Annotated in this window: 22 protein-coding genes and 1 pseudogene; 17 read left to right on the forward strand and 6 right to left on the reverse strand. The window is 64.7% G+C overall.

Annotation, left to right across the window (positions count from 1 at the left end):
• Positions 1-2 precede the first annotated feature (2 nt).
• From clpA to B146_RS0104255, 3 genes are all read left to right on the forward strand, one after another.
• Positions 3-2,516 carry an ATP-dependent Clp protease ATP-binding subunit ClpA gene (gene clpA, locus B146_RS0104245; RefSeq protein ID WP_019995174.1) on the forward strand — a complete coding sequence of 838 codons (2,514 nt, stop codon included), beginning with the start codon at positions 3-5 and terminating at the stop codon, positions 2,514-2,516.
• A 71-nt stretch (positions 2,517-2,587) separates the two neighbouring features.
• On the forward strand, positions 2,588-3,322 hold the full coding sequence (locus B146_RS0104250; RefSeq protein WP_019995175.1) for an AzlC family ABC transporter permease: 735 nt from the start codon (positions 2,588-2,590) through the stop codon (positions 3,320-3,322).
• Positions 3,322-3,690, forward strand: coding sequence for an AzlD domain-containing protein (locus B146_RS0104255; RefSeq protein ID WP_019995176.1), 369 nt, complete (start codon positions 3,322-3,324; stop codon positions 3,688-3,690). Before B146_RS0104250 ends, B146_RS0104255 begins: the two co-directional genes overlap by 1 nt.
• Before the next feature lie 54 nt (positions 3,691-3,744).
• Here the strand turns inward: B146_RS0104255 and B146_RS0104260 are convergent, their stop codons facing one another.
• From B146_RS0104260 to B146_RS0104275, 4 genes are read right to left on the reverse strand one after another with little or no spacing between them, the layout of a single operon-like run.
• Positions 3,745-4,170 carry an HIT family protein gene (locus B146_RS0104260; protein WP_019995177.1) on the reverse strand — a complete coding sequence of 142 codons (426 nt, stop codon included), beginning with the start codon at positions 4,168-4,170 and terminating at the stop codon, positions 3,745-3,747.
• A gap of 57 nt (positions 4,171-4,227) precedes the next feature.
• Positions 4,228-5,430 carry a GNAT family N-acetyltransferase gene (locus B146_RS0104265; protein ID WP_051091512.1) on the reverse strand — a complete coding sequence of 401 codons (1,203 nt, stop codon included), beginning with the start codon at positions 5,428-5,430 and terminating at the stop codon, positions 4,228-4,230.
• 21 nt (positions 5,431-5,451) lie between these two features.
• Positions 5,452-6,168: a glycerophosphodiester phosphodiesterase family protein gene (locus B146_RS0104270; RefSeq protein ID WP_019995179.1), complete on the reverse strand. Its 717-nt coding sequence runs from the start codon at positions 6,166-6,168 to the stop codon at positions 5,452-5,454.
• Positions 6,169-6,181: 13 nt separating this feature from the next.
• Positions 6,182-6,646: a RidA family protein gene (locus B146_RS0104275; protein ID WP_026358315.1), complete on the reverse strand. Its 465-nt coding sequence runs from the start codon at positions 6,644-6,646 to the stop codon at positions 6,182-6,184.
• Between the two features lie 98 nt (positions 6,647-6,744).
• Here B146_RS0104275 and B146_RS0104280 point away from each other — a divergent pair, with 98 nt between their 5' ends.
• From B146_RS0104280 to B146_RS0104345, 14 genes and pseudogenes are all read left to right on the forward strand, one after another.
• A complete protein-coding gene (locus B146_RS0104280) occupies positions 6,745-7,551 on the forward strand; it encodes an EipB family protein (RefSeq protein WP_019995181.1) in 807 nt (268 codons plus the stop codon).
• A gap of 198 nt (positions 7,552-7,749) precedes the next feature.
• Positions 7,750-8,541, forward strand: coding sequence for a 30S ribosomal protein S2 (rpsB, locus tag B146_RS0104285; protein WP_019995182.1), 792 nt, complete (start codon positions 7,750-7,752; stop codon positions 8,539-8,541).
• Between the two features lie 110 nt (positions 8,542-8,651).
• Positions 8,652-9,578 (forward strand): translation elongation factor Ts, encoded by a 927-nt coding sequence (gene tsf, locus B146_RS0104290; RefSeq protein ID WP_019995183.1) that lies wholly within the window; start codon positions 8,652-8,654, stop codon positions 9,576-9,578.
• Between the two features lie 105 nt (positions 9,579-9,683).
• Positions 9,684-10,397, forward strand: coding sequence for a UMP kinase (gene pyrH / locus B146_RS0104295; RefSeq protein WP_019995184.1), 714 nt, complete (start codon positions 9,684-9,686; stop codon positions 10,395-10,397).
• A 39-nt stretch (positions 10,398-10,436) separates the two neighbouring features.
• Positions 10,437-10,994: a ribosome recycling factor gene (gene frr, locus B146_RS0104300; RefSeq protein ID WP_019995185.1), complete on the forward strand. Its 558-nt coding sequence runs from the start codon at positions 10,437-10,439 to the stop codon at positions 10,992-10,994.
• 24 nt (positions 10,995-11,018) lie between these two features.
• Positions 11,019-11,765 (forward strand): annotated as a pseudogene (locus B146_RS0104305) (isoprenyl transferase); the annotation flags it as partial.
• A 3-nt stretch (positions 11,766-11,768) separates the two neighbouring features.
• A complete protein-coding gene (locus B146_RS0104310) occupies positions 11,769-12,620 on the forward strand; it encodes a phosphatidate cytidylyltransferase (protein WP_019995187.1) in 852 nt (283 codons plus the stop codon).
• 84 nt (positions 12,621-12,704) lie between these two features.
• Complete coding sequence (gene rseP / locus B146_RS0104315; protein ID WP_019995188.1) at positions 12,705-13,844, forward strand: RIP metalloprotease RseP; 1,140 nt, start codon at positions 12,705-12,707, stop codon at positions 13,842-13,844.
• A gap of 199 nt (positions 13,845-14,043) precedes the next feature.
• Positions 14,044-16,461: an outer membrane protein assembly factor BamA gene (gene bamA / locus B146_RS0104320; RefSeq protein ID WP_026358317.1), complete on the forward strand. Its 2,418-nt coding sequence runs from the start codon at positions 14,044-14,046 to the stop codon at positions 16,459-16,461.
• A gap of 21 nt (positions 16,462-16,482) precedes the next feature.
• The gene (gene lpxD / locus B146_RS0104325; RefSeq protein WP_019995190.1) at positions 16,483-17,541 is read left to right on the forward strand and encodes a UDP-3-O-(3-hydroxymyristoyl)glucosamine N-acyltransferase; all 1,059 of its coding nucleotides are present in this window, start codon (positions 16,483-16,485) and stop codon (positions 17,539-17,541) included.
• Positions 17,528-18,001 (forward strand): 3-hydroxyacyl-ACP dehydratase FabZ, encoded by a 474-nt coding sequence (fabZ, locus tag B146_RS0104330; protein ID WP_019995191.1) that lies wholly within the window; start codon positions 17,528-17,530, stop codon positions 17,999-18,001. Before lpxD ends, fabZ begins: the two co-directional genes overlap by 14 nt.
• 3 nt (positions 18,002-18,004) lie before the next feature.
• Complete coding sequence (lpxA, locus tag B146_RS0104335) at positions 18,005-18,814, forward strand: acyl-ACP--UDP-N-acetylglucosamine O-acyltransferase (RefSeq protein WP_019995192.1); 810 nt, start codon at positions 18,005-18,007, stop codon at positions 18,812-18,814.
• The gene (locus B146_RS0104340) at positions 18,784-19,695 is read left to right on the forward strand and encodes an LpxI family protein (RefSeq protein WP_019995193.1); all 912 of its coding nucleotides are present in this window, start codon (positions 18,784-18,786) and stop codon (positions 19,693-19,695) included. Before lpxA ends, B146_RS0104340 begins: the two co-directional genes overlap by 31 nt.
• A complete protein-coding gene (locus B146_RS0104345; RefSeq protein ID WP_019995194.1) occupies positions 19,692-20,867 on the forward strand; it encodes a lipid-A-disaccharide synthase in 1,176 nt (391 codons plus the stop codon). The genes B146_RS0104340 and B146_RS0104345 overlap by 4 nt, the downstream gene beginning before the upstream one ends.
• 26 nt (positions 20,868-20,893) lie before the next feature.
• Here the strand turns inward: B146_RS0104345 and gltA are convergent, their stop codons facing one another.
• Both gltA and gltX read right to left on the reverse strand, forming a co-directional pair.
• Positions 20,894-22,180 carry a citrate synthase gene (gltA, locus tag B146_RS0104350; protein ID WP_019995195.1) on the reverse strand — a complete coding sequence of 429 codons (1,287 nt, stop codon included), beginning with the start codon at positions 22,178-22,180 and terminating at the stop codon, positions 20,894-20,896.
• 321 nt (positions 22,181-22,501) lie between these two features.
• Positions 22,502-23,926, reverse strand: coding sequence for a glutamate--tRNA ligase (gltX, locus tag B146_RS0104355; RefSeq protein WP_019995196.1), 1,425 nt, complete (start codon positions 23,924-23,926; stop codon positions 22,502-22,504).
• Positions 23,927-23,945: the final 19 nt, after the last annotated feature.

Consider the following 23,945-nt stretch of genomic DNA (forward strand, 5'->3'; position numbering starts at 1 on the left):
GCTTGCCGACATTTTCTCAAAGCCTCGAAAAGTCGCTGCATCAGGCGCTGACCTACGCCAACGAACGCCATCAGGAATTCGCCACGCTCGAACACCTCCTTCTGGCGCTGCTTGACGACAAGGACGCGGCCAACGTCATGCGCGGCTGCAGCGTCGATCTCGACGCGCTGCGCGGTTCGCTCGTCGAATATATCGACACGGAACTCGCCAATCTCGTCAGCGGCAGCGACGAGGATTCCAAGCCGACCGCCGGGTTCCACCGCGTGATCCAGCGCGCCGTCATTCACGTCCAGTCGTCCGGCCGGGACGAGGTGACGGGGGCGAACGTCCTCGTCGCGATCTTCGCCGAGCGCGAGAGCCACGCCGCCTTCTTCCTGCAGGAGCAGGAGATGACGCGATACGATGCCGTGAATTTCATTTCGCATGGAATTTCCAAGCGTCCGGGCGCGTCCGAGGGACGAACCGTTCGCGGAACGGAGGACGAGCAGTCGGTCATGGGGAACGAGGACGAAGGGCGTCGCAAGACCGCGCAGGATGCCCTGACGGCCTACTGCGTCAATCTGAACGAGAAGGCCAAGACGGGTCGGATCGACCCGCTGATCGGCCGCGCGAGCGAGATCAACCGGACCATCCAGGTCCTGTGCCGTCGCTCCAAGAACAATCCGCTCTATGTCGGCGACCCTGGCGTGGGCAAGACGGCGATCGCCGAAGGCCTCGCCAAGCGCATCGTCGAGGGCGACGTGCCGGAAGTTCTGGCGGATGCCACGATCTTCTCGCTCGATATGGGCACGCTGCTCGCCGGTACGCGCTACCGCGGCGATTTCGAGGAGCGGCTGAAGCAGGTCGTCAAGGAACTCGAGGAATATCCCGGCGCGGTTCTCTTCATCGACGAGATCCACACGGTGATCGGCGCGGGGGCGACCTCGGGCGGCGCGATGGATGCGTCCAACCTCCTGAAGCCGGCGCTGTCGTCCGGCGCGATCCGCTGCATCGGCTCCACGACCTACAAGGAATATCGCCAGTTCTTCGAGAAGGACCGCGCGCTCGTGCGCCGCTTCCAGAAGATCGACGTGGCCGAGCCGTCCGTCGAGGACGCGATCTCGATCCTCAAGGGCCTCAAGCCCTATTTCGAGGAATTCCATCACGTCAAATTCTCGAACGACGCCATTCGCTCGGCCGTCGAGCTATCGGCGCGCTACATCAACGACCGCAAGCTGCCGGACAAGGCGATCGACGTGATCGACGAGACCGGCGCGTCGCAGATGCTGCTCCCCGAGCCCAAGCGCAAGAAGAGCATCGGCGTGAAGGAGATCGAGGCGACCGTCGCCACGATGGCGCGCATTCCGCCGAAATCCGTGTCGAAGGACGACGAGGAGGTTCTGTCGAACCTCAACGAGCAGCTCAAGCGCGTCGTCTACGGTCAGGACGCGGCGATCGAGAGCCTGACGACTGCCATCAAGCTGGCGCGCGCCGGCCTGCGTGAGCCGGAGAAGCCGATCGGCTCCTACCTGTTCTCCGGCCCGACCGGCGTCGGCAAGACGGAAGTGGCCAAGCAGCTCGCCTCGGCGCTCGGCATCGAGCTTCTGCGTTTCGACATGTCGGAATACATGGAACGCCACACGGTCTCGCGGCTGATCGGCGCACCTCCGGGTTATGTCGGCTTCGACCAGGGCGGTCTCCTGACCGATGGCGTCGACCAGCATCCGCATTGCGTGCTGCTGCTCGACGAGATCGAGAAGGCCCATCCGGACCTGTTCAACATCCTCCTGCAGGTCATGGACCATGGGAAGCTGACGGATCACAACGGCAAGAAGATCGACTTCCGGAACGTGATCCTGATCATGACGACCAATGCCGGCGCGTCTGAAGCGCAGAAGGCGGCGATCGGCTTCGGCTCGTCCCGGCGGACGGGCGACGACGTGGAGGCGATCAACCGCCTGTTCACGCCGGAATTCCGTAACCGCCTCGACGCGATCATTCCGTTCGGCGCGCTGCCGACCCCGGTCATCCACGAGGTCGTGCAGAAGTTCGTCATGCAGCTCGAAGCCCAGCTCTCCGAGCGCGGCGTGACCTTCGAACTCGCGCCCGAGGCGATCGCCTGGCTCGCGGACAAGGGCTACGACGAGTACATGGGCGCGCGTCCGCTCGGCCGCGTGATCCAGGAATACGTCAAGAAGCCGCTGGCGGACGAGGTTCTGTTCGGCAAGCTGAAGCGCGGCGGCACGGTGAAGGTCACGGTCGTCACCGACGAGGCCGGCGTCAAGACGCTGCATCTCGAGGCCATCGCCGACGAGAACTTCGGCAAGGCGCGCAAGCCGGGCGAGGGGCGCGTGAAGCGCGCCAAGGTCGGCCCGAACGGCGAGGACGTCATCGACGAGGACGACGAGGATTTCGGCGATGACGAGGCCGAACTCGCGGCGGCCGACGCGGAAGCCGAGCGCCCGGCGGACGAGCCGGGAACGCGGCCCGGCAAGCGGTCGGGGACGGTGCCGAAAGTTCCCCGCAAGCTGAATTGATGGGTTAAGAGAAGGCCGCCTCCGGGCGGCCTTTTCCATTGCGGCCCCCGGACAGAACCTTGGGGCCTGCCATGGACATTCCCGACGCCTTGCCGCCCGACCAGACCCGCTATTGGCTCGGCCGAGGCATGCGGCAGGTGATTTCGGCGCCGGCCCTGATTCTCGTGACGGCGCATCTCGGCTTTGCGGGTCTGGCCCGCGACGCAGGCGTCACATGGTTCGAAGCCTCCTTCATGGTCTTCACCATCTGGGCGCTGCCGGCCAATCTCATCATGCTCGGCGCGATCACCGCCGGATTGTCGCTGGCGGCGACGGCGGTGGCGGTCGGCCTGTCGTCGCTGCGGCTCATGCCCATGGTGATCTCGCTGATGCCGGAACTAAGGGCGGAGGGGACGCGGAAGCGCACGCTCCTGTTCCTCTCGCATTTCATCGCGGTGACGGCCTGGGTCGTGTCCCGCGAGCGGTTTCCCGACATTCCCCGACGCTACCGAACCACGTTCTTCGCGGGCTTCGGCGTCACGCTGACGCTCGTCAACACGATCATCGTCGCACTGGCCTTCAACCTGATGGGCCAATTGCCGGCTCTCGTGACCGGCGCGCTGGCGTTCCTGACCCCGGTCTATTTCCTGACGTCGCTCTATGGCTCGTCGCGCGACATCACCGGACGGCTGGCCTTGTTTCTGGGGATGCTGGCGATCATCCCGGCCAATCGAATGACGCCCGACTTCGACATTCTCGTCGCGGGCATCGCAGCTGGCATCGCCTCGCTGTTCGCCGGGCGCATCCTGGAAAGGCGCAAAGGTTGATGTCGAGCGATCTCAGCTACACCGCCTTGAGCGCGCCCTGGTGGCCCTTCGTCTTCATTCTCCTGGCCGGCTGGCTTCCGACCGATGTCTGGCGTTGGCTGGGCGTTCTGTCGTCCGGGCGGATCGACGAGACGTCCCCTTTCATCGTCGCAGCGCGCGCCATCGCGACGGGTCTCGTCGCGGCCGTTATCGCTCGCCTCGTGCTTTATCCCGGCGGATCGCTCGCGGGGATTCCCGACTGGATTCGCATCGCGGCGCTCGCCGGCGGCTTCCTCGCCTATCTCTGGCTCGGCCGCCAGACGCTGATCGCTATCGTGGTCGCCGAGATCATCCTTCTGGGCGTGCCCTGGATGCTGGGAATTCTTTGACCCCGAGCGGCGCGGAAAGGCCTCGCTCGGGGCGCTAAGTTCCGAACCCGGACCTCAGGCGAGATGGCGGCGGATCGCCTCCGCCTGTTCGGCGAGAAGCGCGGGGTCTGCCATGCCGCCCGAACCATGGCCCTGAAGCGGCACGCCCTCGAAGCGGGGGATGACGTGGACATGCAGGTGAAAGACCGTCTGTCCGGCCGGAGCCTCGTTGAACTGCATCACCGAAACGCCGTCGGCGGCGAAGGCCGCCTTTGCGGCGCGCGCCAGCCGCGCGGCCTGCACGATCACGGCCTGCAGCGTCGTGTCGTCGGCGTCGAGGAGATTGCGCGAGGGCGCCTTCGGGATCACGAGGCAGTGCCCCTTGGATTGGGGCATGACGTCCATGATCGCCACGACCTCGTCCGTCTCGAAAATCTTCGCGCTCGGAAGCTCGCCGCGCAGGATTCTTGCGAAGATGTTGGTGTCGTCATACGGCGTCATGGAAAGCCCGAATCTTTGGGTGCGATGAGCCGATCATAAGGGCGCGCCGAGGCAGGTCTAGCTGCAATCGCCTTTGCGGAAGGGCGTGTGGTCGGCGAGAAGATCGTGCATCCGCTCCACGTCGCGCCGCTCGCGGTCGAGATAGGCGCTGACGGCCGAGCGCAGGCCGGGATGCGCGATGTAATGCGCCGAATGGGTGGTCACCGGCTCGTAGCCGCGCGCAAGCTTGTGTTCGCCCTGCGCGCCCGCTTCCACGACCTCCAGTCCATGCTCGATCGCATAGTCGATCGCCTGATGGTAGCAGACCTCGAAATGCAGGAACGGGTGGTCCTCGACGCAACCCCAATAGCGCCCGTAGATCCGACCGGCCCCGACGAGATTGAGCGCGCCGGCGATATAACGCCCGTCGCGCTTGGCCATCACCAGAACGACATGATCGCCCATCCGCTCGCCGAGCAGCGAGAAGAAGGCGCGGTTGAGATAGGGCCGCCCCCATTTGCGGGCGCCCGTGTCCTGGTAGAAGGAGAAGAAAGCGTCCCAGGCCGCTTCGCTTAAAGACGAGCCGGTCAGCCGCTCGATCGTGATGCCGTTCGAAAGCGCATCGCGCCGCTCCTTTCGCAGCGCCTTGCGCTTGCGGGACGCTAGCGTTTCCAGAAACGCGTCGTAGCTCTCATAGCCGCGATTGACGAAATGGAACTGCTGATCCGTGCGCTGGAGAAACGCGTCGTCCGACAGGGCCGCGCGATCGCGCTCCGTCAGAAAGGTGGCATGGGCCGACGAGGCGCCAGACGCCTCGACATAGCCCTTGATGGCCTGCGCGAGGGCATGGCGACGCCAGTCGGCGTCGGCGCTCGACCCGACGAGGAGGCGGGGGCCGGTGGCCGGTGTGAAGGGCACCGAGAGCTGAAGCTTGGGATAGTAGCGCCCGCCGGCCCGCTCGAACGCATCGGCCCAGCCGTGGTCGAAGACATATTCTCCCTGGCTGTGGCTCTTCAGATAGGCGGGAGCGACCGCGATGATCTGATCGTCCTCGTCCGACAGGACGAGATGCTGCGGCAGCCAGCCCGCCGCCCGGCCGGTGCAATGCGAATCCTCCAGGCACTTCAGGAAGGCGTGGCGGACGAAAGGATTGAGCGAGCGGCCCGGATCGTCGGCGGCGAGGACATCCCAGAGCGCGGCGTCGATATCCGACAGGCTTTCGACCACCCGGAGCGTCAGTTCGCCCCGGGCGTCGATGGAAGTGTCCGCGTCATCCGTCATCTCGATCCCCGCCAAGAAGGGTCAGCGCGGCGGCGTGAACCCCTCGAACGTCATCTGGTCCACGAGGCGCGCGCTCTTCTCGGCCTCGGCCGGCGTCCGAACCGTCCAGCTGATCGCCGGCGCGCCTTGCTCGTTCCGAACCCAATCCACGAAATCGTTCGGAAGATGGTGAATGTTATAGGACGTGAAGTCGCAGCGTCGCGCGAAAATCGCGCGGTGTTCGGCGAGAAGCTCCGGCCGGGTGCCCTCGGCGGTGAGGCCGATCGGATAGGTCTCCCGAACCTGCTCCGTCTGCTCGAGCAGCCAGCTATCGAAGGACATGAGGGCGAGCGGCCCCGCATACCCTTCGACCACGGCGGCCACGGCATCCACGAAGCCCGCATCCTCCGCCTCGCTCGCGCCTTTCAGTTCCACCACCAGCGGCACCTGGCCGGCGACGAGTTGGAGAAGCGCGGCAAGGGTCGGGATCGTGTCACCGGTGCCCCCGAGACGCAGCCCTCCGAGTTCGACAGCGGATGTCTGGCGAACCCGACCCTCGCGCCCGGTCAGGCGCTTCAGGTCGTCGTCATGGAAGACCACGGGCACGCCGTCGGAGGACAGGTGCACATCGCATTCGATCGCGTATCCGCCTGCGATCGCGGCTCGAAAAGCCGAGATCGAATTCTCGAAGACGGTCTTGTTGCCGTCATGGAGCCCGCGATGGGCGATCGGGCGATCCTTGAGCCAACCGGCCTTCATGGGAGTGCGAAGCTCAGGCGATTTCGAACAGGGCTTCGATTTCCACCGCGGCATCCAGCGGCAGCGCCGGGACGCCTACGGCCGAACGCGCGTGACGGCCGCGATCGCCGAGGATTTCGACCAGGAAGTCCGAAGCGCCGTTCGCCACCTTGTGCTGCTCGGTGAAGCTCGCCTCGCTCGCCACGAAGACCGTCAGCTTCAGAAGGCGGCCGATCGCTTCCAGATCGCCGAGCGCGGCCTGCGCCTGCGCCAGGATGTTGATCGCGCAATGGCGCGCCGCGATCTGGCCGTCTTCCAGCGAGACATTGGCGCCGAGCTTGCCGGCGACGGCGATCTTGCCATCGGCGAGCGGCAATTGACCGGAGGTCTGGAGCAGGTTGCCAAAGCGGACCCAGGGCACATAATTGGCCGCCGGAGCCGCCGCATTGGGCAACTGGACGCCGGCATCGGCCAGACGGCTGCTGATCGTGCTGCTCATGCGAATCCTCATCAGGTTTGAGCCTCGCGCGAGGGCTAGCAGGTTTTGCCCGGGCCTTCGAGAGCGCCGAGCGCCATCACAAGGAAAGTTCGACCCTCATGCGGCTTCGTCATCTGGCCTTCATGGCCGTGCTTCCCGTTCCCGGCGCGCTGGCGGCTCCCGCCAACACGCTGGCCCCGCACGAGGCGGTCTACGAACTGACGCTCGATCAGCCCGGCTCCGGCATCAACGGCGCGGAGGGTCGCATTGCCCTCCAGCTCAAGAACGACACCTGCGAGGGCATGGATCTCGACTACCGTTTCGTCGTCCGGTTTCAGGAGGACACGGAGCTGACCGTCACCGACCAGCACACACTGTCGAAGGAATCGCGGTCGGGCGATCGGTTCGAATTCGAAACCAGGACCTCGATCGACGGCGCGCCGCAGGAAACGGTGAAGGGCAGGGCCGTGATCGAGGGCGACAAGACCCGCATCGACTACGAATTGCCGGTGAACCGGCAGACCGAGATCGCGAAGGCGGCGTTCCCGCTCGGACACACCGCGCAGATCATCGAAAAGGCCAAGGCGGGCCAGCGAATCTTCGAGACGCGCCTGTTCGACGGCGACAACGAGGCCGAGAAGGGACTGACCACGACGGCGATCATCACCCCGGGCAACGGCAAACCCGCCGACCCCGCTCAGCCGGCGATCGACGCTTCGCTGGCGGGCCTTCGCTCCTGGATGATCGTCGAATCCTACTACAACAAGGACAGCGACCGGGACGGGATGCCGATCTTCGAGACTCGCTACAGGCTCTATGAAAACGGAGTTTCGGACGATCTGACTATGGATTTCGGCGCCTATGCGTTGAAGGGGCGGTTGTCGCGTCTCGAACTCCTCGAAAACGCCTGCAAACCGACGCCCTGAGGCGACCCATGAGGCCACCCTGGTAAGGAGCGCGAAACCTTCCTATCTTGCCGAGGTCGGCGGGATGGTGTAAGCGCCCGCCTATTCCACACACGGATTTACGAGGATCGGGCTCGCTGAGCCCAAAGGTTCTCGCCGGTGGCAGGTTATCCAATCTGCTTCTGTCCGTGGAGGTTCAACCGGTTAAAGGACAATTCCATGGCTCTGCCTGATTATTCCATGCGTCAGCTCCTCGAGGCTGGCGTCCACTTCGGACACCAGACCCATCGCTGGAACCCGAAGATGGCGCCCTACATCTTCGGCGCGCGCAACAACATCCACATCATCGACCTCGCGCAGACGGTTCCGCTGCTGCACAAGGCGCTGCAGTCCGTGTCCGACACGGTCTCGCGCGGCGGCCGCGTGCTCTTCGTCGGCACCAAGCGCCAGGCGTCCGAGATCATCGCCGATGCGGCGAACCGTTCGGCCCAGTACTACGTCAACGCCCGCTGGCTCGGCGGCATGCTGACGAACTGGAAGACGATCTCGAACTCGATCCAGCGTCTGCGCAAGCTCGACGAACTCCTCTCCGGCGAAGCCCAGGGCTTCACCAAGAAGGAGCGCCTCAACCTGCAGCGCGAGCGCGACAAGCTCGACCGCGCGCTGGGTGGCATCAAGGACATGGGCGGCGTGCCGGACATGATCTTCATCATCGACACCAACAAGGAGTCGATCGCGATCGACGAGGCCAAGCGTCTCGGCATTCCGGTCGTCGCCGTGGTCGATTCGAACTGCGATCCTTCCCGCATCGACTACCCGATCCCGGGCAATGACGACGCCGCCCGCGCCATCTCGCTCTACTGCGACCTGATCGCCCGCGCCGCCGTCGACGGCATCGCGCGTCAGCAGGGCTCGATGGGCGTGGACATCGGCGCGATGGAAGAGGCCCCGGTCGAGCCCGCGCTCGAAGGCGAGACCTCGGAAGAGACCGAAGCGTCCGCAGCGGCCTGATCGCTCGCGAGCCACCAGTAATGCCGGCGGCGCCGCAGCGTCGCCGACCCTCACGGCGCACCCTTCCCACGAGGTTCGGTGCGCCAATTTTTTAAGACAGAGGCCAATTCATGACGATCTCCGCTTCGATGGTGAAGGACCTGCGCGAGAAGACCGGCGCAGGTATGATGGACTGCAAGACCGCGTTGGCCGAGACCAATGGCGACATGGAAGCCGCGATCGACTGGCTGCGCGCCAAGGGCATCGCCAAGGCTGACAAGAAGTCGGGCCGCACTGCCGCCGAAGGTCTCGTGGGCGTCGCCGCCGGCGAGAACAAGGCCGTGGTCGTCGAGGTCAACTCCGAGACCGACTTCGTTGCGCGCAACGACGCCTTCCAGACGCTCGTGCGCAACGTCGCCAGCGTCGCGCTGACGACCGACGGTTCGACCGACGCGGTCGCCGCCGCCACCTATCCGGCCGGCGAGAAGAACGTCGCCGACACGATCAAGGACGCGGTCGGCACGATCGGCGAGAACATGAACCTGCGCCGCTCGGCTCAGCTCACGGTCTCGAACGGCGTCGTCGCGACGTATATCCACAACCAGGTGGCGGACGGCCTCGGCAAGATGGGCGTCCTCGTGGCGATCGAGTCCGAGGGCGACAAGGCGGTTCTGGCTGCCTTCGGCCGTCAGGTCGCGATGCATGTCGCCGCCACCAGCCCGCTCGCTCTCAGCGAGACCGAGATCGACTCGGCGACCGTCGAGCGCGAGAAGGCCGTGTTCTCCGAGCAGGCTCGTCAGTCGGGCAAGCCGGACAGCATCATCGAGAAGATGGTGGAAGGCCGCATGCGCAAGTTCTACGAGGAAGTGGTTCTGACGAAGCAGGCCTTCGTCATCAACCCCGACCTTACCGTCGAGAAGGCGCTGGAAGCAGCCGCCAAGGACGCGGGCGCTCCGGCCAAGATCACCGGCTTCGTGCGCTTCGCTCTCGGCGAGGGCATCGAGCGCGAGCAGAGCGACTTCGCGGCGGAAGTCGCGGCGGCAGCCGGCAAGAAGTAAGCTCGAAGCGGCTTTCCCCGCTTCTTGTTCCTTATGGGGGGCGTCCGCTTGAGAAGCGGGCGCCCTTCCTGTATCGCAAGCCGGCATCAAATTCGGGAAACTTGCATGACCGTCCGTTTCAAGCGCGTTCTTCTGAAGGTTTCGGGCGAAGCGCTGATGGGTAGGCAGGGCTTCGGCATCGACGTCGCCGTGGCCGATCGCATCGCCGGCGACATTCGCGACGCGCGCGAACTGGGTGTCGAGATTTCCGTGGTGATCGGCGGCGGCAACATCTTCCGGGGCGTCGCCGTGGCGTCCAAGGGCGGCGACCGCGTGACCGGCGACCACATGGGCATGCTCGCCACCGTCATCAACGCCTTGGCGCTGCGCACGTCGCTGACCAAGCTCGGCATCGACGCCATCGTCCTGTCGGCGATCGCGATGCCCGAAATCTGCGAGAGCTTCTCGCAGCGCGCGGCGCTCGCCCATGCCGATCGCGGCCGCGTCGTGATCTTCGCGGGCGGAACGGGCAATCCGTTCTTCACCACCGATTCCGCCGCCGCACTTCGCGCAGCCGAAATGGGCGCGCACGCGCTCTTCAAGGGAACGCAGGTCGACGGCATCTATTCGGCCGATCCCAAGCTCGTTCCCGACGCGACGCGCTTCGAGCAGCTGACGCATGACGAGGTGCTGAGCAAGGGACTCGCGGTGATGGACGTCACCGCCGTCGCGCTCGCCCGCGAGAACCATATTCCGATCGTGGTGTTTTCGATCCACGAGCAAGGCGAGTTCGGTCGAATCCTGTCGGGCGGTGGCCGTTCGACGATCGTGTCTGACTGAACGCAAACCAAGCTACACGAACTTCTGAGGGGTATTCCTATGGCCGGTCCGGATCTGAACGAACTGAAGCGTCGCATGGACGGCGCCGTGACCTCCTTCAAGGGCGATCTCGCGGGCCTTCGGACGGGGCGTGCGTCCGCCAACCTTCTCGATCCGATCGTCGTCTCGGCCTATGGCTCGCAGATGCCGCTCAATCAGGTCGCCAACGTGACGGTTCCCGAGCCGCGCATGGTGGCCGTTTCGGTCTGGGACAAGGGCATGGTCGGTGCCGTGGAGCGCGCGATCCGCGAGAGCAATCTCGGCCTCAACCCGATCACCGACGGTTCCACCTTGCGCATTCCGCTGCCGGAACTGAACGAGCAGCGCCGCAAGGAACTGGTGAAGGTCGCCCACACCTACGCCGAAAGCGCACGCGTGGCAGCTCGCCATGTGCGTCGCGACGGCATGGAGACCTTGAAAAAGGCCGAAAAAGACGGTGACGTAAGCCAGGATGACAGCCGCGTGACGGCCGATCGCATCCAGAAGATGACCGACGAAACGATCACCGAAATTGATAAGTCGCTTTCCGTCAAGGAAGCGGAAATCATGCAGGTCTAGTTTCGAAGCGGACGACAAGTCACGAGCGGCAAGGCGGAGAACGCGGTGGAACAGGTGCGTCAGCCCGAACACGTCGCCATCATCATGGATGGCAATGGGCGCTGGGCGAAGGCTCGCGGGCTGCCGCGCACGCTGGGGCATCGGCGCGGCGTGGAGGCTGTCCGTGAGGCGGTGCGCACGGCGCGCGAGCTCGGCATCCGCTATCTCACGCTCTTCGCCTTCTCCTCCGAGAACTGGCGGCGGCCCGCCGAGGAAGTCGGCGAGCTCCTGCGCCTCCTGAAGGTCTTCATTCGCCGCGACCTTGCCGAGCTTCATCGCGAGGGCGTGCGCGTTCGGGTCATCGGCGAGCGGGAGAACCTGCCGCGCGATGTGCGTGGCCTTCTGGAAGAGGCCGAGACGCTGACAGTCGGGAACGACCGCAACATTCTCGTCATCGCCTTCAACTACGGCGCGCGGGACGAGATGGCCCGCGCCATGCGCCGGATCGCCGCCAAGCTCGGCACCGGGGAACTCACGGCCGACCTGATCTCGCCCGATCTCGTGGATCAGCATCTCGATACGGCCGGCATTCCCGATCCCGATCTCATCATCCGCACGAGCGGCGAGCTGCGCCTCAGCAACTTCCTGCTCTGGCAGGCCGCTTATTCCGAATTCGCCTTCCTGCCTTGCCTTTGGCCGGATTTCGATCGCGCCGCCTTCACGGCCGCCGTGCAGGACTTCGCGATGAGGGACCGCCGGTTCGGCGGTCTGTCGCGCGAAATCGCTTCCTGACGCATGGGGCTCGGTCTCGGACGCCTCGCCGCCACGCAATCCTGGACGGATCTGCGCTCGCGACTCATCTCCGCAATCATCCTCGGCATCGCCGTTCTGGTGCTCACGTTCCTGGGCGGCGTTGCGTTCCGGCTCCTGTGCTGCGCAGCCTGCGTGATCGTCTTCGACGAATGGTCGCGCATGACCCGCGCCAAGCGGGCGGGCGACATCTACATCTTCGCCCGGCGCGCGCTCTATGTCGCGCTGGCCGCCTTCTTCTTCGGATTTCATGGCTGGGCGCTGACGATCGTCGGGGCGTCCGCGGCCTTCATCGCCATCGTGGATCGGGGCGAGCAGAAGGCGAACTGGGTGCTCGGCGGGCTCGTCTATGCGGCGACCGCCGGCATGGCGCCCGGCATCCTCCGGGACAGCGGCACCGAAGGCCTGGCGGCCCTCGGCCTCGTCATCTGCATCGTTTGGGCCACCGACATCTTCGCCTATTTTTTCGGCCGGACCTTCGGTGGTCCGAAGCTCCTGCCCATGGTCTCACCCAAGAAGACCATCTCCGGCGCGCTGGGCGGTCTTCTGGCCGGCGTGCTCTTCGGGGTCGGATTCGAGTATTGGCTGACGGGCGACGTGACCCCTCTGGTTCTCGTCCTGTCAGGCATTCTGTCCGTCGTCGGTCAGGCGGGGGATCTCTTCGAATCCTGGGTCAAGCGTCGGTTCGGCGTGAAGGATTCGGGACGCCTCATTCCCGGACATGGCGGTTTGATGGACCGGATCGACGCGCTCATCATATCGACCGGCGTCATGCTGATGGCCGGCCTCCTCGGCTCCGGCATCGAGCATCCGGCGCGCGCGATCTTCGACTTCTGACGCAAATATGATGGCATTCTCTCCCCGGAGAAACGGACGCGGTGCTAGAGCCCTCGCGTCTCCTCCGCGATAAAGGCGCTTCCCATGGATTTCGCGAGCCTGCCGGACGCGATCTGGAACTCCGCTCTGATCAAGATCGTGCCGTTCCTTTTCGTCCTGACCGTGATCGTGTTCTTTCACGAACTCGGCCACTACCTCGTGGGGCGCTGGTCGGGCATCAAGATCCTGGCCTTCTCGGTCGGCTTCGGCCCGGAGCTTCTCGGGTTTACCGACCGTCACGGGACCCGATGGAAGCTCTGTGCCATCCCGCTCGGCGGCTATGTGAAATTCTTCGGCGACGAGAACGCAGCCAGCGTTCCGAGTGAGGCGGCGCTTCGCGACGCCAGGCCTGAAGACCGTGCGCGGGCGTTTCAGAGCGCCAGCGTCGGCAAGCGGGCAGCGACCGTCGCGGCGGGGCCGATCGCCAACTTCATTCTCGCGATCGCCATCTTCGCCGGGACCGCCTATGCGACCGGCATCATGGTCGGGGACCCGATCGTATCGGAAGTCCGCGAAGGATCTCCGGCGTCGCAGGCGGGCATCCTGCCGGGCGATCGCATCGTGGCGGCCGACGGAACCCGCATCCGCTATTTCAGCGATCTTCAGCGTTATGTATCGACCCGCGCGGATACGCCGATCCAGGTCGAACTCCAGCGGGACGGGCAGTCGCGCGCCGTCAGCGTGACGCCGGAACTCCAGACGCAGACCGACGGATTCGGCAACAGCTTCCAGGTTCCGGTCATCGGGATCGTCGCCAACAGCCAGCAGGCAGACTTCCGAATCGAGAATCTCGGCGTGGTCGATGCGCTCAAATATGGTGTGTCGCAGACATGGTTCGTGACCGAGCGAACCGTGGCTTTCATCGGCGGCATCTTCGGGGGACGCGAGGGGTCCGATCAGATCGGCGGGCCGATCAAGATCGCCCAGGTCTCCAGCCAGGTCGCGACCCTTGGATTCGCGCCGCTTCTGAACCTCGCGGCGCTTCTGTCGATCTCGATCGGCCTTCTGAACCTACTGCCCATTCCCATGCTCGATGGCGGACATCTTCTGTTCTACGCCTTCGAAGCTGTCAGGGGAAAACCCTTGAGCGAGCGCGTTCAGGAAGTTGGTTTTCGGATAGGCCTCGCTCTTGTGCTCATGCTTATGGTATTCGCATTCTGGAACGATCTATCGAGTCTGTCTTGAAGATCGAACGGGGACTTTTGGGGGTTAGCGATTCATTCACCAACTCGCCCGCCGGCGTGGCGGTCGTGCAACTCTTTTCCGTTTCCTAAAGGGATTCGGTTCAGTTTGGTTGAATGCGTCCGCAAAGCCGATACAAAACGCACGGCCTGCCGACGTTCGCTTTCGGCGCTGTCGGCGAAATGAAAAAAGGTGAGTGGCCATGTCGGCTGGTTCGAAGCTTCTGAGCGCAATGTCTGCAGCGGCTCTTTCGTCTACCGTGCTCGCAGCTTCAACCGTTACTATGGGTCTCGTGACCCTGTCCGAAGCTGAAGCGGCCGTCGTGAACCGCGTCGAAGTGCGCGGAAATCAGCGCGTCGACGCCGATACGGTGCGCAATCTGATCGAGATCAAGCCGGGTCGCAACGCGAGCGACGCCGATGTCGACGCCGCCGTCACGAAGCTGTTCTCGACGGGTCTCTTCTCCGACGTTCGCGCACGCCAGCAGGGCGGTGTGCTGATCGTCGACGTGTCCGAGAATCAGATCGTCGGCGATGTGATCTTCCAGGGCAACAACAAGATCAAGAACGAGCAGCTCGCCGCGACGGTTCAGACCGCGACGCGCGCGCCTTACAACGCGTCCACCGCGCAGGCCGACGTCGACGCCATCAAGGCGGCCTATGTCCGCATCGGTCGCTCCGACGCGACCGTCTCGGTTCGCACGGTCGCGGCCGAAGGCAATCGCGTGAATGTCGTGTTCGACATCAACGAAGGCGATCGCACCGGTATCGAGAGCATCAACTTCGTCGGCAACAACGCTTACGGCGACTCGCGTCTGAAGCAGGTCATCTCGCTGCGCGAATCGGGTCTCTTCAGCTTCCTGCAGCGCAACGACATCTATGACGAAGATCGTCTGCGCGCGGACGAAGAGGCGCTTCGTCGCTTCTACTTCAACCGTGGCTACGCCGACTTCCGGATCGTGTCCTCGGTGGCCGAGCTCGATCCCAACAAGAACCGCTACTTCGTCACGATCACCGTGGACGAGGGCGAGCGCTACACCTACGGCGCGGTGAACATCGACTCGACCGTTCCGGGCATCGACGCCCAGGCGCTCCAGTCGCAGCTCAAGACCACCCCGGGCGAGACCTACAGCGCCGAGCAGGTCGAGGACACGCTGGTCAACCTGACCAACGCCGTCGCGAACCAGGGCTACGCCTTCGCTCAGGTCACGCCGCGCGGCAATCGCGACTTCGCCAACAACACGATCTCCATCGACTACGTGATCGACCAGGGCGCGCGCGCCTATGTCGAGCGTATCGAAATTCGTGGCAACACGAAGACGCGCGACTACGTCATCCGTCGCGAGTTCGACGTTTCGGAAGGCGACGCCTTCAATCAGGTTCTCGTGCAGCGCGCTAAGAAGCGTCTCGAGGCCCTGCGCTTCTTCAAGACCGTCAACGTTTCCACGGCGCCGGGCTCCCAGCCCGACCGCGTGGTTCTCGTGGTGCAGGTCGACGAGCAGTCCACCGGCGAATTTTCGGTCGGTGGCGGCTACACGACGGGCGGCGAAAACTCCGGTCCGGTCGCTGAAGTCGGCATCACCGAGCGCAACTTCCTCGGTCGCGGCCAGTTCGTGAAGGTCTCCGCGGGCTTCGGCGAGGACACGCGCAGCTACAACCTGTCGTTCACCGAGCCCTATTTCCTCGGTCGCCGTCTGGCCGCCGGTTTCGATCTCTACCGCACCGAGAACTCCTCCTCGACGGCCTATGACATCAAGCGGACGGGTGGTTCGCTCCGCCTCGCCGCGCCGATCACCGAGGATCTCACGGCGCAGGTCGCCTATAACTACAAGGAAGAGACCTTCGGCGACGACCGGGGCGTTCAGGTCTTCGGGCCGAACGGTCTGCCGGTCTTCGTGAACGGTCAGCCGTTCTTCAGCACCTGCGGCAACACGCCGAGTGGTCCGCTCTACACGCTCTCGCCGATCATCAATCGCGCGATCTGCGACAGCCCGTACTCGACCTCGTCGATCTCCTACGCGCTGACCTACAACACGCTGGACAACCAGCGCGATCCGCGCGACGGCCTGTTCGTTCAGGTCGGCCAGGAAGTGGCGGGCCTCGGCGGCGACGCCAAGTTCCTGCGCACGACGGGTCGCGGCTCGTTCTTCAGCCTCCTGTCCGAAGAATACGACGTGATCGGTCAGCTGAGCGCGGGTGCGGGCAATGTCACGGCGCTGGGCGACGACCTCCGCGTCTTCGACAACTTCTTCAAGGGCCAGGACATCGTTCGCGGCTTCAAGTATCAGGGCATCGGTCCGCGCCAGTTCGGCGTCGCCATCGGCGGCACGAACTACGCCAACGCTTCGGCGGAAGTCACTTTCCCGCTGCCGCTGATCTCGCGTGACCTCGGCTTCCGCGGCGCGGCTTTCGCCGACGCCGGTTCGCTTTGGGGTCTCGACAATGTCGGGAACCAGCTGGGCATCGAAGGCGAAGACTTCTCGCTGCGCGCGTCCGCAGGTGTCGGACTGATCTGGGCCTCGCCCTTCGGCCCGCTGCGCGTGAACTACGCAGCGCCGCTCGCCAAGGAGAACTACGACAAGTTGCAGCAGTTCTCGTTCGGCTTCTCCTCGCGCTTCTAAGGGCGAGGGTCCGCTCGCCTCATGACGGCTTCATCATTCTTCCAGCGCGGTGAGGGTTCGACCCTTGCCGCGCTGGCGTCTCTTTGCGGCGGCGAACTTCGCGATGTCGCGAGCGCCGACCTCATCGTCCATGGGCTTGCGGCCCTCCGACAGGCCGGCTCCGGCGACGTCGCGCTGTTCGAGAACCCGAGCTATTCGGCCGATCTCGAAACCTCGCATGCCGGACTCGTGGTGACGTCCAAGCGGCACGCATCGCTCGTGCCCGAACGCATGGCCGTTCTGATCGTGCGAAGCCCGCAGGTCGCCTTCGGCCAGATCGGACGCGCGCTCTATCCCGACGCCCTGCGGCCGACTTCGATCGAAGCGACCGGGACGATCTCGGCGCAAGCCTTCGTGCATCCGAGCGCCTCTCTCGAGTCCAACGTAACCGTCGAGCCCTTCGCTTCGATCGGTCCCGGAGTCGCCATCGGCTCGGGAACGATCGTTGCCGCAGGTGCGTCGATCGGCGCTGGATGCCAGATCGGTCGCGGCAGCTTCATCGGCCAAAACGTGACGGTGCAGCACGCGCTCATCGGCAATCACGTCATCCTCCATCCGGGTGTCCGCGTCGGGCAGGACGGGTTCGGTTACGTGCCGGGGCCCGCAGGCCTCGAAAAGATGGTCCAGATCGGCCGCGTCATCATTCAGGATCGGGTCGAGATCGGCGCCAATTCGGCGGTCGATCGCGGTGCCGTGCGGGATACCGTGATCGGCGAAAACACCAAGATCGATAATCTCGTCCAAGTCGCCCATAACGTCGTGATCGGCCGCAATTGCGTCATCGTCGGTCAGGTCGGCATTGCCGGCAGCGTGACGATGGGCGACGGTGTGGCGATCGGCGGCCAGAGCGGGGTCAATGGTCATGTCACGATCGGCAACGGCGCGCAGATCGCCGCCGTCAGCGTCGTGGCGGCCGACGTTCCAGCTGGGGCTCGTTGGGGCGGGACACCGGCGCGCCCCGTGCGCGAATGGATTCGCGAGATGACCGCGCTCAAACGAATTGCTCATTCAAGCCGAGGAAACGAACGTGACGACGGGTGAGGCCGCCACGACGCTGGAGAGCGTCGATATCCTGAAGATCATGCAGCTCCTGCCGCATCGTTATCCGTTCTTGCTGGTCGATCGGATCATCGAGATCGACGGAGATCGCAAGGCGATCGGCATCAAGAACGTGACGGCGAGCGAGCCCCATTTTCAGGGCCATTTCCCGCATTACCCGGTGATGCCGGGCGTCCTCATCATCGAGGGAATGGCGCAGACGGCCGGGGCGATCTGCCAGCTCGCGACGGGCGGCAACGCCAATTCGATCGTCTATTTCATGACCATCGACAACGCCAAGTTCCGCAAGCCCGTGGTTCCCGGCGATACGCTACAGTACCATGTCACGCAGACCAAGAAGCGCGGCAATATCTGGAAGTTCGACTGCGTCGCGACGGTGAGCGATCAGAAGGTGGCCGAGGCGACCATCAGCGCGATGCTCGTTCCCGAGGATGCCGGCTGATCCATGGAGCAGGGCACGCGAATTCACCCGACATCCGTTGTCGAGGACGGCGCTCAGATCGCGGATGGATGCGAGATCGGCCCGTTCTGCCATATCGGTCCCCGTGTCGTTCTGGGGGCTGGCTCGACGCTGCGCTCGCATGTCTCGATCGCCGGCAATACGCGGATCGGTGCGGGCGCTCGCATCTACCCGTTCGCCTCGATCGGTCATGACCCGCAGCATCTGAAGTACAAGGGCGAAGACACACGGCTCGTGATCGGCGACAATTGCCTGATCCGCGAGCACGTGACGCTCAACCCCGGGACGGTTCAGGGGCATAGCGAGACCACGGTCGGCGACAATTGCGCCTTCTTCACCGGCTCGCATGTCGCGCATGATTGCGTCGTCGGCTCCAACGTGACGCTGATCAACCATGTCATGCTGGCCGGCCATTGCGTGGTCGGCGATTTCGCCACCATCGCCGGCGGGTCGGGCATTCACCAATTCACCCGCATCGGGCACCATGCCTATGTCGGCGGGCTCGCGGCGGTCGAAGGCGACGTCATTCCGTTCGGCATGGTGCTCGGCAATCGCGCCTATCTTTCGGGCCTCAACGTGATCGGCATGAAGCGCGCGGGCTTCGGCCGCGAGGCGATCCGCAATGTCCGCAAGGCCTACCGAATGCTGTTCTCGGACGATCTGACCTTCCGGGAGAATCTCGAAGAGGTCGAAGCCGAGTATCCGGAGGACCCGCTGGTGCAGGACCTTCTCGGTTTCATCCGCTCGGGCGGCGATCGCGCGCTATGCTTTCCGCGCAGCACGCGGCCCGTGTGAGCACCGGCGAAGCGCTTCGACCCGCAGAGCCGGGCGAGCGCATCGGGATCGTCGCGGGCGGCGGCACACTGCCCGCGCTTGTGGCGCGCGAAGCCGAGCGCCTCGGTTGGCGCCCCTTCATCGTCGCGATCGCGGACGGTCGACAGGCATCCTGGGGTGACTGGGAGTGCATCTCGCTCCATTGGGGCCAGACGGGCGACGTGTTCGGCCATTTGCGTCGGCGCGGCATTCGCACGCTGATCTTCGCCGGCACGATCTCGGTGCGTCCGGACTATCGGTCGATCTGGCCGAGCTGGCAGACGCTGCGAATGCTTCCCGAGCTCTTCGTGATGACGCAGGGCGGGGACGACAGTCTCCTTCGAGCCGTCGCAGGCGCCTTCGAGCGACGCGGATTTTCCGTGGTCGGCGTTCAGGCCATCGCGCCGACGCTTCTCCTTCCACGCGGCGATCTGACCGGCAGCGATCGCTGGCCTCGCCATCGCGAGGCGATCCAAAGGGCGGAGCGCGCGGCCATGCAGCTCGGACTGCTCGATATCGGCCAGGCGGTCGTCGCTTCGGCTGACCGGGTAATCGCGATGGAAGGGATCGAAGGCACGCGGGAAACGCTGCTTCGGGTCGCGGAACTGCGAAAGCGCGGCCGGATCGGAAAGGCCGAGACCTGCGTTCTCTTCAAGGCGTTCAAGCCGCAGCAGGACAGCCGTTTCGATCTGCCGAGCATCGGCGTCGAGACCATCGCGCAGGCGGAGGAGGCGGGACTCGTCGGCATCGCCATGAGCGCCGAGCGCTCCCTCGTCATCGAGCCTCAGAAAGTGGCGGAAGCGGCCGCAAGGGCGGGGCTGTTCGTCTTGGGCCTCGACCAGGAAACGGGAGATGCCGCGTGAAGATCGCTTTCGTCCTCGGAGAGGAATCGGCCGATCGGATCGCGGGCGAAATCGCACGAGCCTTGCGCCACCGCCTTGGAAGCGACGTCGAATTCGTGGGTCTGGGAGGTGACGCGCTGAAGCGCGAAGGACTCGACAGTCTTTTCGACATCGAGGAGCTGTCGATCATCGGGGTCGGCGCCATCCTGTCGCGCCTGCCGATGCTTCTGGCTCGTTTGCGACAGACCGTCGATTTCCTCCTCGCCGAGCGGCCGGACGTGATCGTCACGATCGACAGTTTCACGTTCACCAATCGCGTGGCGTTGAAGGTTCGTCGGAAATGGCAGGAGGCGCGGATCGTCAATGTCGTGCCGCCCGCGATCTGGGCTTACAAGCCCCGCCGCGCCGAGGCGCTCCGGCAAGCGGTCGACCATTCGGCCAGCCTGTTTCCCTTCGAGCCGCGTTTTCTCGAAGACAATGGCGGGCCGCCCGCGACCTATGTCGGTCATCCGCTGATGGGCGACCCGCGACTGCGGGCCATTCTGCAGCGGGAGGGCGTGGCCGGCATGCGCCCAGCCGGCGAGCCGCCTCATCTCCTCATCCTGCCGGGGTCGCGGCGCGGCGAGATCGAGCGGCTGATGGACGATTTCGGCCAGATCTACGCGCGGCTGCACGAGCGCATTCCAGGGCTGACGGCGAGCCTTCCAGCGGTGCCGCGCGTGCGCTCACTCATCGATCGCAAGCTTTCGACCTGGGCCGTGCAGCCGACCATCCTGGAAGGCGACGATGCGAAATGGGCTGCCTTCGGCACGGCGGATGCAGCGCTCGCCGCGAGCGGTACCGTTTCGCTGGAGCTGGCGCTGGCAGGCGTTCCCATGGTCCTGGCCTACCGGCTCGACCCGGTGTCCTATCTCCTGCGCCATCTCATGACCGGCTGGACAGCGGCGCTGCCGAACTTCATTGCCGGGCACCCGCTGGTTCCCGAGCACTTCCACGAGTTCGTCCGCCCGGAAACGCTGGCGCGGCGGCTGGAACGGCTGTTGCGGAACACGCCCGAGCGCACGGCACAGCTCGCGGGCCTTCAGGAGATCCGGCAGGCGATGGACGTGCCGCGTCCCCCGGGGGAGACGATCGCCGATCTCGTTCTCGATCAGATCGAGCGACCGATAGCGGATAAAAAAACAGGCGCCTGAGGCGCCTGTTTTCGTTCAAAGGGCGATCAGCGCTCGCCGATCGATACGTAGTCGCGCTGCGCGGCGCCCGTGTAGAGCTGGCGCGGGCGACCGATGCGCTGATGCGGGTCCTCGATCATTTCCTTCCACTGCGCGATCCAGCCGACCGTGCGGGCGACCGCGAAGAGGACGGTGAACATCGTGGTGGGGAAGCCGAGCGCCTTCAGCGTGATGCCCGAATAGAAGTCCACGTTCGGGTAGAGCTTCTTCTCGATGAAATACTCATCGTTCAGCGCGATGTGCTCGAGCTCCATCGCGACTTCGAGCAGCGGATCGTCCTTGATGCCGAGCTCGTTCAGGACCTCGTGGCAGGTCTGCTGCATGATCTTGGCGCGCGGATCGTAGTTCTTGTAGACCCGGTGGCCGAAGCCCATGAGGCGGAACGGATCGTTCTTGTCCTTCGCGCGGGCGACGAACTCGGGGATGCGATCCTTGCTGCCGATCTCGGCGAGCATGTTGAGCGCCGCCTCGTTCGCGCCGCCATGGGCAGGGCCCCAAAGGCAGGCGATGCCGGCCGCGATGCAGGCGAAGGGGTTCGCACCCGACGAGCCGGCGAGACGCACCGTCGAGGTCGAGGCGTTCTGTTCGTGATCGGCGTGAAGGATGAAGATCCGGTCCATCGCGCGGGCGAGAACGGGATTGATCTGGTACGGCTCGCAGGGAACCGCGAAGCACATGTGCAGGAAGTTTTCCGCGTAGGACAGGTCGTTGCGCGGGTAAACGAAGGGCTGTCCGATATGATACTTGTAGGCCATGGCCGCCAGCGTCGGCGTCTTGGCGATCATACGGATGGACGCCACCATGCGCTGATGTGGGTCGGTGATATCAGTGGAGTCATGATAGAAGGCGGAGAGGGCGCCGACCGAACCAACCATCACGGCCATCGGATGCGCGTCGCGGCGGAAGCCCGTGTAGAAGCGGGACATCTGCTCATGCACCATCGTGTGGCGCGTGACGTGGTAGACGAAATCCGCTTTTTCGCTCGCGGTCGGCAATTCGCCGTAGAGGAGGAGATAGCAGGTCTCGAGGAAGTCGCCCCGTTCGGCGAGCTGGTCGATCGGATAGCCGCGATGCAGCAGGACGCCTTCGTCACCGTCGATATAGGTGATCTTCGATTCGCAGGACGCGGTCGACGTGAAGCCCGGGTCGTAGGTGAAAAGACCCGTGTTCTTGTAGAGAGACGCGATGTCAACCACATCGGGCCCGATGGTTCCTGATCGGAGCGTCAGCTCCGCGCTCTTGTCTCCAAGGGCCAGTTTCGCCGATTGATTCATGCGTTACCCCTTCTGCGCGAGCCCGGACGCGTGCGGCCGCTCAATGCGCCGGACGCCGGTTTCGTGCGAATGCGTATCGGAAAGGTGGTTAATGAACAAGTTTCCGCCGCGTAACAAATCTTGCGCCGCAACACTCGATCCAGTCTTGACTGTAGGCGGGTTGCGTCACGCTGTCTTGCGGTGCACCTGACGCGTTTCGTAACCGCCTGAGGCAAAAGGCAAGTTTTCGCCATTGGGAGAGCGGCGAACGGATGAAGAAGAGACTCCACCCGTTCGCGGCGAATGCCGAACTTGGAAAACGCTTGGTTGCCAAAAGCGGCCTCAGGCGGCCGTCTGATCCTTCAAGCGGGCGAGCGACTCGTCGCGGCCGAGCACGGCCAGCACGTCGTAGACGCCGGGCGAGGTCGACTTGCCCGTCAGGGCCGCGCGAAGCGGCTGCGCGACCTTGCCGAGCTTCAGGCCGGCCGCTTCGGCATGGGCCTTGATCACCGTTTCGAGTGACGCGACGTCCCAGCTTTCGACACCCTCCAGGGCGGGCAGAAGCCCGCGAAGGATGTCACGCCCATCCTTGGCGAGGATTTCGGCGGCCTTCTCATCGAGCGGAAGCGGGCGCTGGGCGAAGAGATAGGCCGTGCTTTCGGTCAACTCGACTAGGGTCTTGGCCCGTTCCTTCAGACCGGCCATCGCGGCGCCGAGCCTATGGCGAACCATCGCGTCGTCCATCTGGCGAAGAATGTCGCCGTTCGGCAGGTACGCGCGCTCGGTCATCAGCGTTTCCACGAGTTCCTCGTCCGAGGAGCCGCGAATCCAGTGCCCGTTGATGGCGTCCAGCTTGGCGAAGTCGAAGCGCGCGGCGCCCTTGTTGATATCGACGATGTCGAACCAGGAGATCATGTCTTCGATCGACATCACCTCGTCGTCGCCATGGCTCCAGCCGAGGCGCACCAGATAGTTCAGAAGCGCCTTCGGAAGGTAGCCCATGCCGCGATAGGCATCGACGCCGAGCGCGCCATGGCGCTTGGAGAGCTTGGCCCCGTCCGCGCCATGGATCAGCGGGATATGCGCCATGACTGGCACGTCCCAGCCCATCGCCTGATAGATCAGGGTCTGGCGTCCGGCGTTCGTCAGATGGTCGTCGCCGCGAATGATATGGGTGACGCCCATATCGTGATCGTCCACCACGACGGCATGCATGTAGGTCGGCGTGCCGTCCGAGCGCAGCAGGATGAAGTCGTCGAGATCCTTGTTCGGAAAGCGAACGTCGCCCTGCACCTTGTCGCGGACGACGGTCTCGCCATCGAGCGGCGCCTTGATGCGAATGACCGGCTTGACGCCTGCCAGCGCTTCGGACGGGTCGCGGTCGCGCCAGCGGCCGTCATAGCGGGGCGGGCGCTTCTCGGCCTTCGCCTTTTCGCGCATTTCGTCCAGCTCGGCCGGGGTGGCATAGCAGTAATAGGCCTTGCCGGCCGCGACGAGTTCCTCGGCGATTTCGCGGTGGCGGGCGGCGCGGGCGAACTGCGAGATCGGCTCGCCATCCGCCTTCAGACCGAGCCAGTCCAGCCCCTCGATGATCGCCTGCACCGCGGCGTCGGTCGAGCGCTCGCGATCGGTGTCCTCGATGCGCAGGAGCATCTGCCCGCCCATTCGGCGGGCGTAGAGCCAATTGAACAGGGCGGTGCGGGCACCGCCGATATGGAGAAAGCCCGTGGGCGAGGGGGCGAAACGTGTCACCACGCGATCGGTCATCTCTGTGCCTTTGAAAGCC

The organism is Aureimonas ureilytica DSM 18598 = NBRC 106430 (assembly GCF_000382705.1).
In the GTDB taxonomy this organism is placed as follows: domain Bacteria; phylum Pseudomonadota; class Alphaproteobacteria; order Rhizobiales; family Rhizobiaceae; genus Aureimonas; species Aureimonas ureilytica.

Bases quoted from the DNA above. Each gene is read 5' to 3' on its own strand.
- gltX (WP_019995196.1), bottom strand. From the start codon at position 23,926: ATGACCGATCGCGTGGTGACACGTTTCGCCCCCTCGCCCACGGGCTTT.
- B146_RS0104280 (WP_019995181.1), top strand. From the start codon at position 6,745: ATGCGGCTTCGTCATCTGGCCTTCATGGCCGTGCTTCCCGTTCCCGGC.
- pyrH (WP_019995184.1), top strand. From the start codon at position 9,684: ATGACCGTCCGTTTCAAGCGCGTTCTTCTGAAGGTTTCGGGCGAAGCG.
- B146_RS0104275 (WP_026358315.1), bottom strand. From the start codon at position 6,646: ATGAGCAGCACGATCAGCAGCCGTCTGGCCGATGCCGGCGTCCAGTTG.
- rseP (WP_019995188.1), top strand. From the start codon at position 12,705: ATGGATTTCGCGAGCCTGCCGGACGCGATCTGGAACTCCGCTCTGATC.
- B146_RS0104270 (WP_019995179.1), bottom strand. From the start codon at position 6,168: ATGAAGGCCGGTTGGCTCAAGGATCGCCCGATCGCCCATCGCGGGCTC.
- bamA (WP_026358317.1), top strand. From the start codon at position 14,044: ATGTCGGCTGGTTCGAAGCTTCTGAGCGCAATGTCTGCAGCGGCTCTT.
- rpsB (WP_019995182.1), top strand. From the start codon at position 7,750: ATGGCTCTGCCTGATTATTCCATGCGTCAGCTCCTCGAGGCTGGCGTC.
- B146_RS0104265 (WP_051091512.1), bottom strand. From the start codon at position 5,430: ATGACGGATGACGCGGACACTTCCATCGACGCCCGGGGCGAACTGACG.
- B146_RS0104255 (WP_019995176.1), top strand. From the start codon at position 3,322: ATGTCGAGCGATCTCAGCTACACCGCCTTGAGCGCGCCCTGGTGGCCC.
- lpxD (WP_019995190.1), top strand. From the start codon at position 16,483: ATGACGGCTTCATCATTCTTCCAGCGCGGTGAGGGTTCGACCCTTGCC.
- tsf (WP_019995183.1), top strand. From the start codon at position 8,652: ATGACGATCTCCGCTTCGATGGTGAAGGACCTGCGCGAGAAGACCGGC.
- B146_RS0104310 (WP_019995187.1), top strand. From the start codon at position 11,769: ATGGGGCTCGGTCTCGGACGCCTCGCCGCCACGCAATCCTGGACGGAT.
- lpxA (WP_019995192.1), top strand. From the start codon at position 18,005: ATGGAGCAGGGCACGCGAATTCACCCGACATCCGTTGTCGAGGACGGC.
- B146_RS0104340 (WP_019995193.1), top strand. From the start codon at position 18,784: ATGCTTTCCGCGCAGCACGCGGCCCGTGTGAGCACCGGCGAAGCGCTT.
- B146_RS0104260 (WP_019995177.1), bottom strand. From the start codon at position 4,170: ATGACGCCGTATGACGACACCAACATCTTCGCAAGAATCCTGCGCGGC.
- frr (WP_019995185.1), top strand. From the start codon at position 10,437: ATGGCCGGTCCGGATCTGAACGAACTGAAGCGTCGCATGGACGGCGCC.
- gltA (WP_019995195.1), bottom strand. From the start codon at position 22,180: ATGAATCAATCGGCGAAACTGGCCCTTGGAGACAAGAGCGCGGAGCTG.
- B146_RS0104250 (WP_019995175.1), top strand. From the start codon at position 2,588: ATGGACATTCCCGACGCCTTGCCGCCCGACCAGACCCGCTATTGGCTC.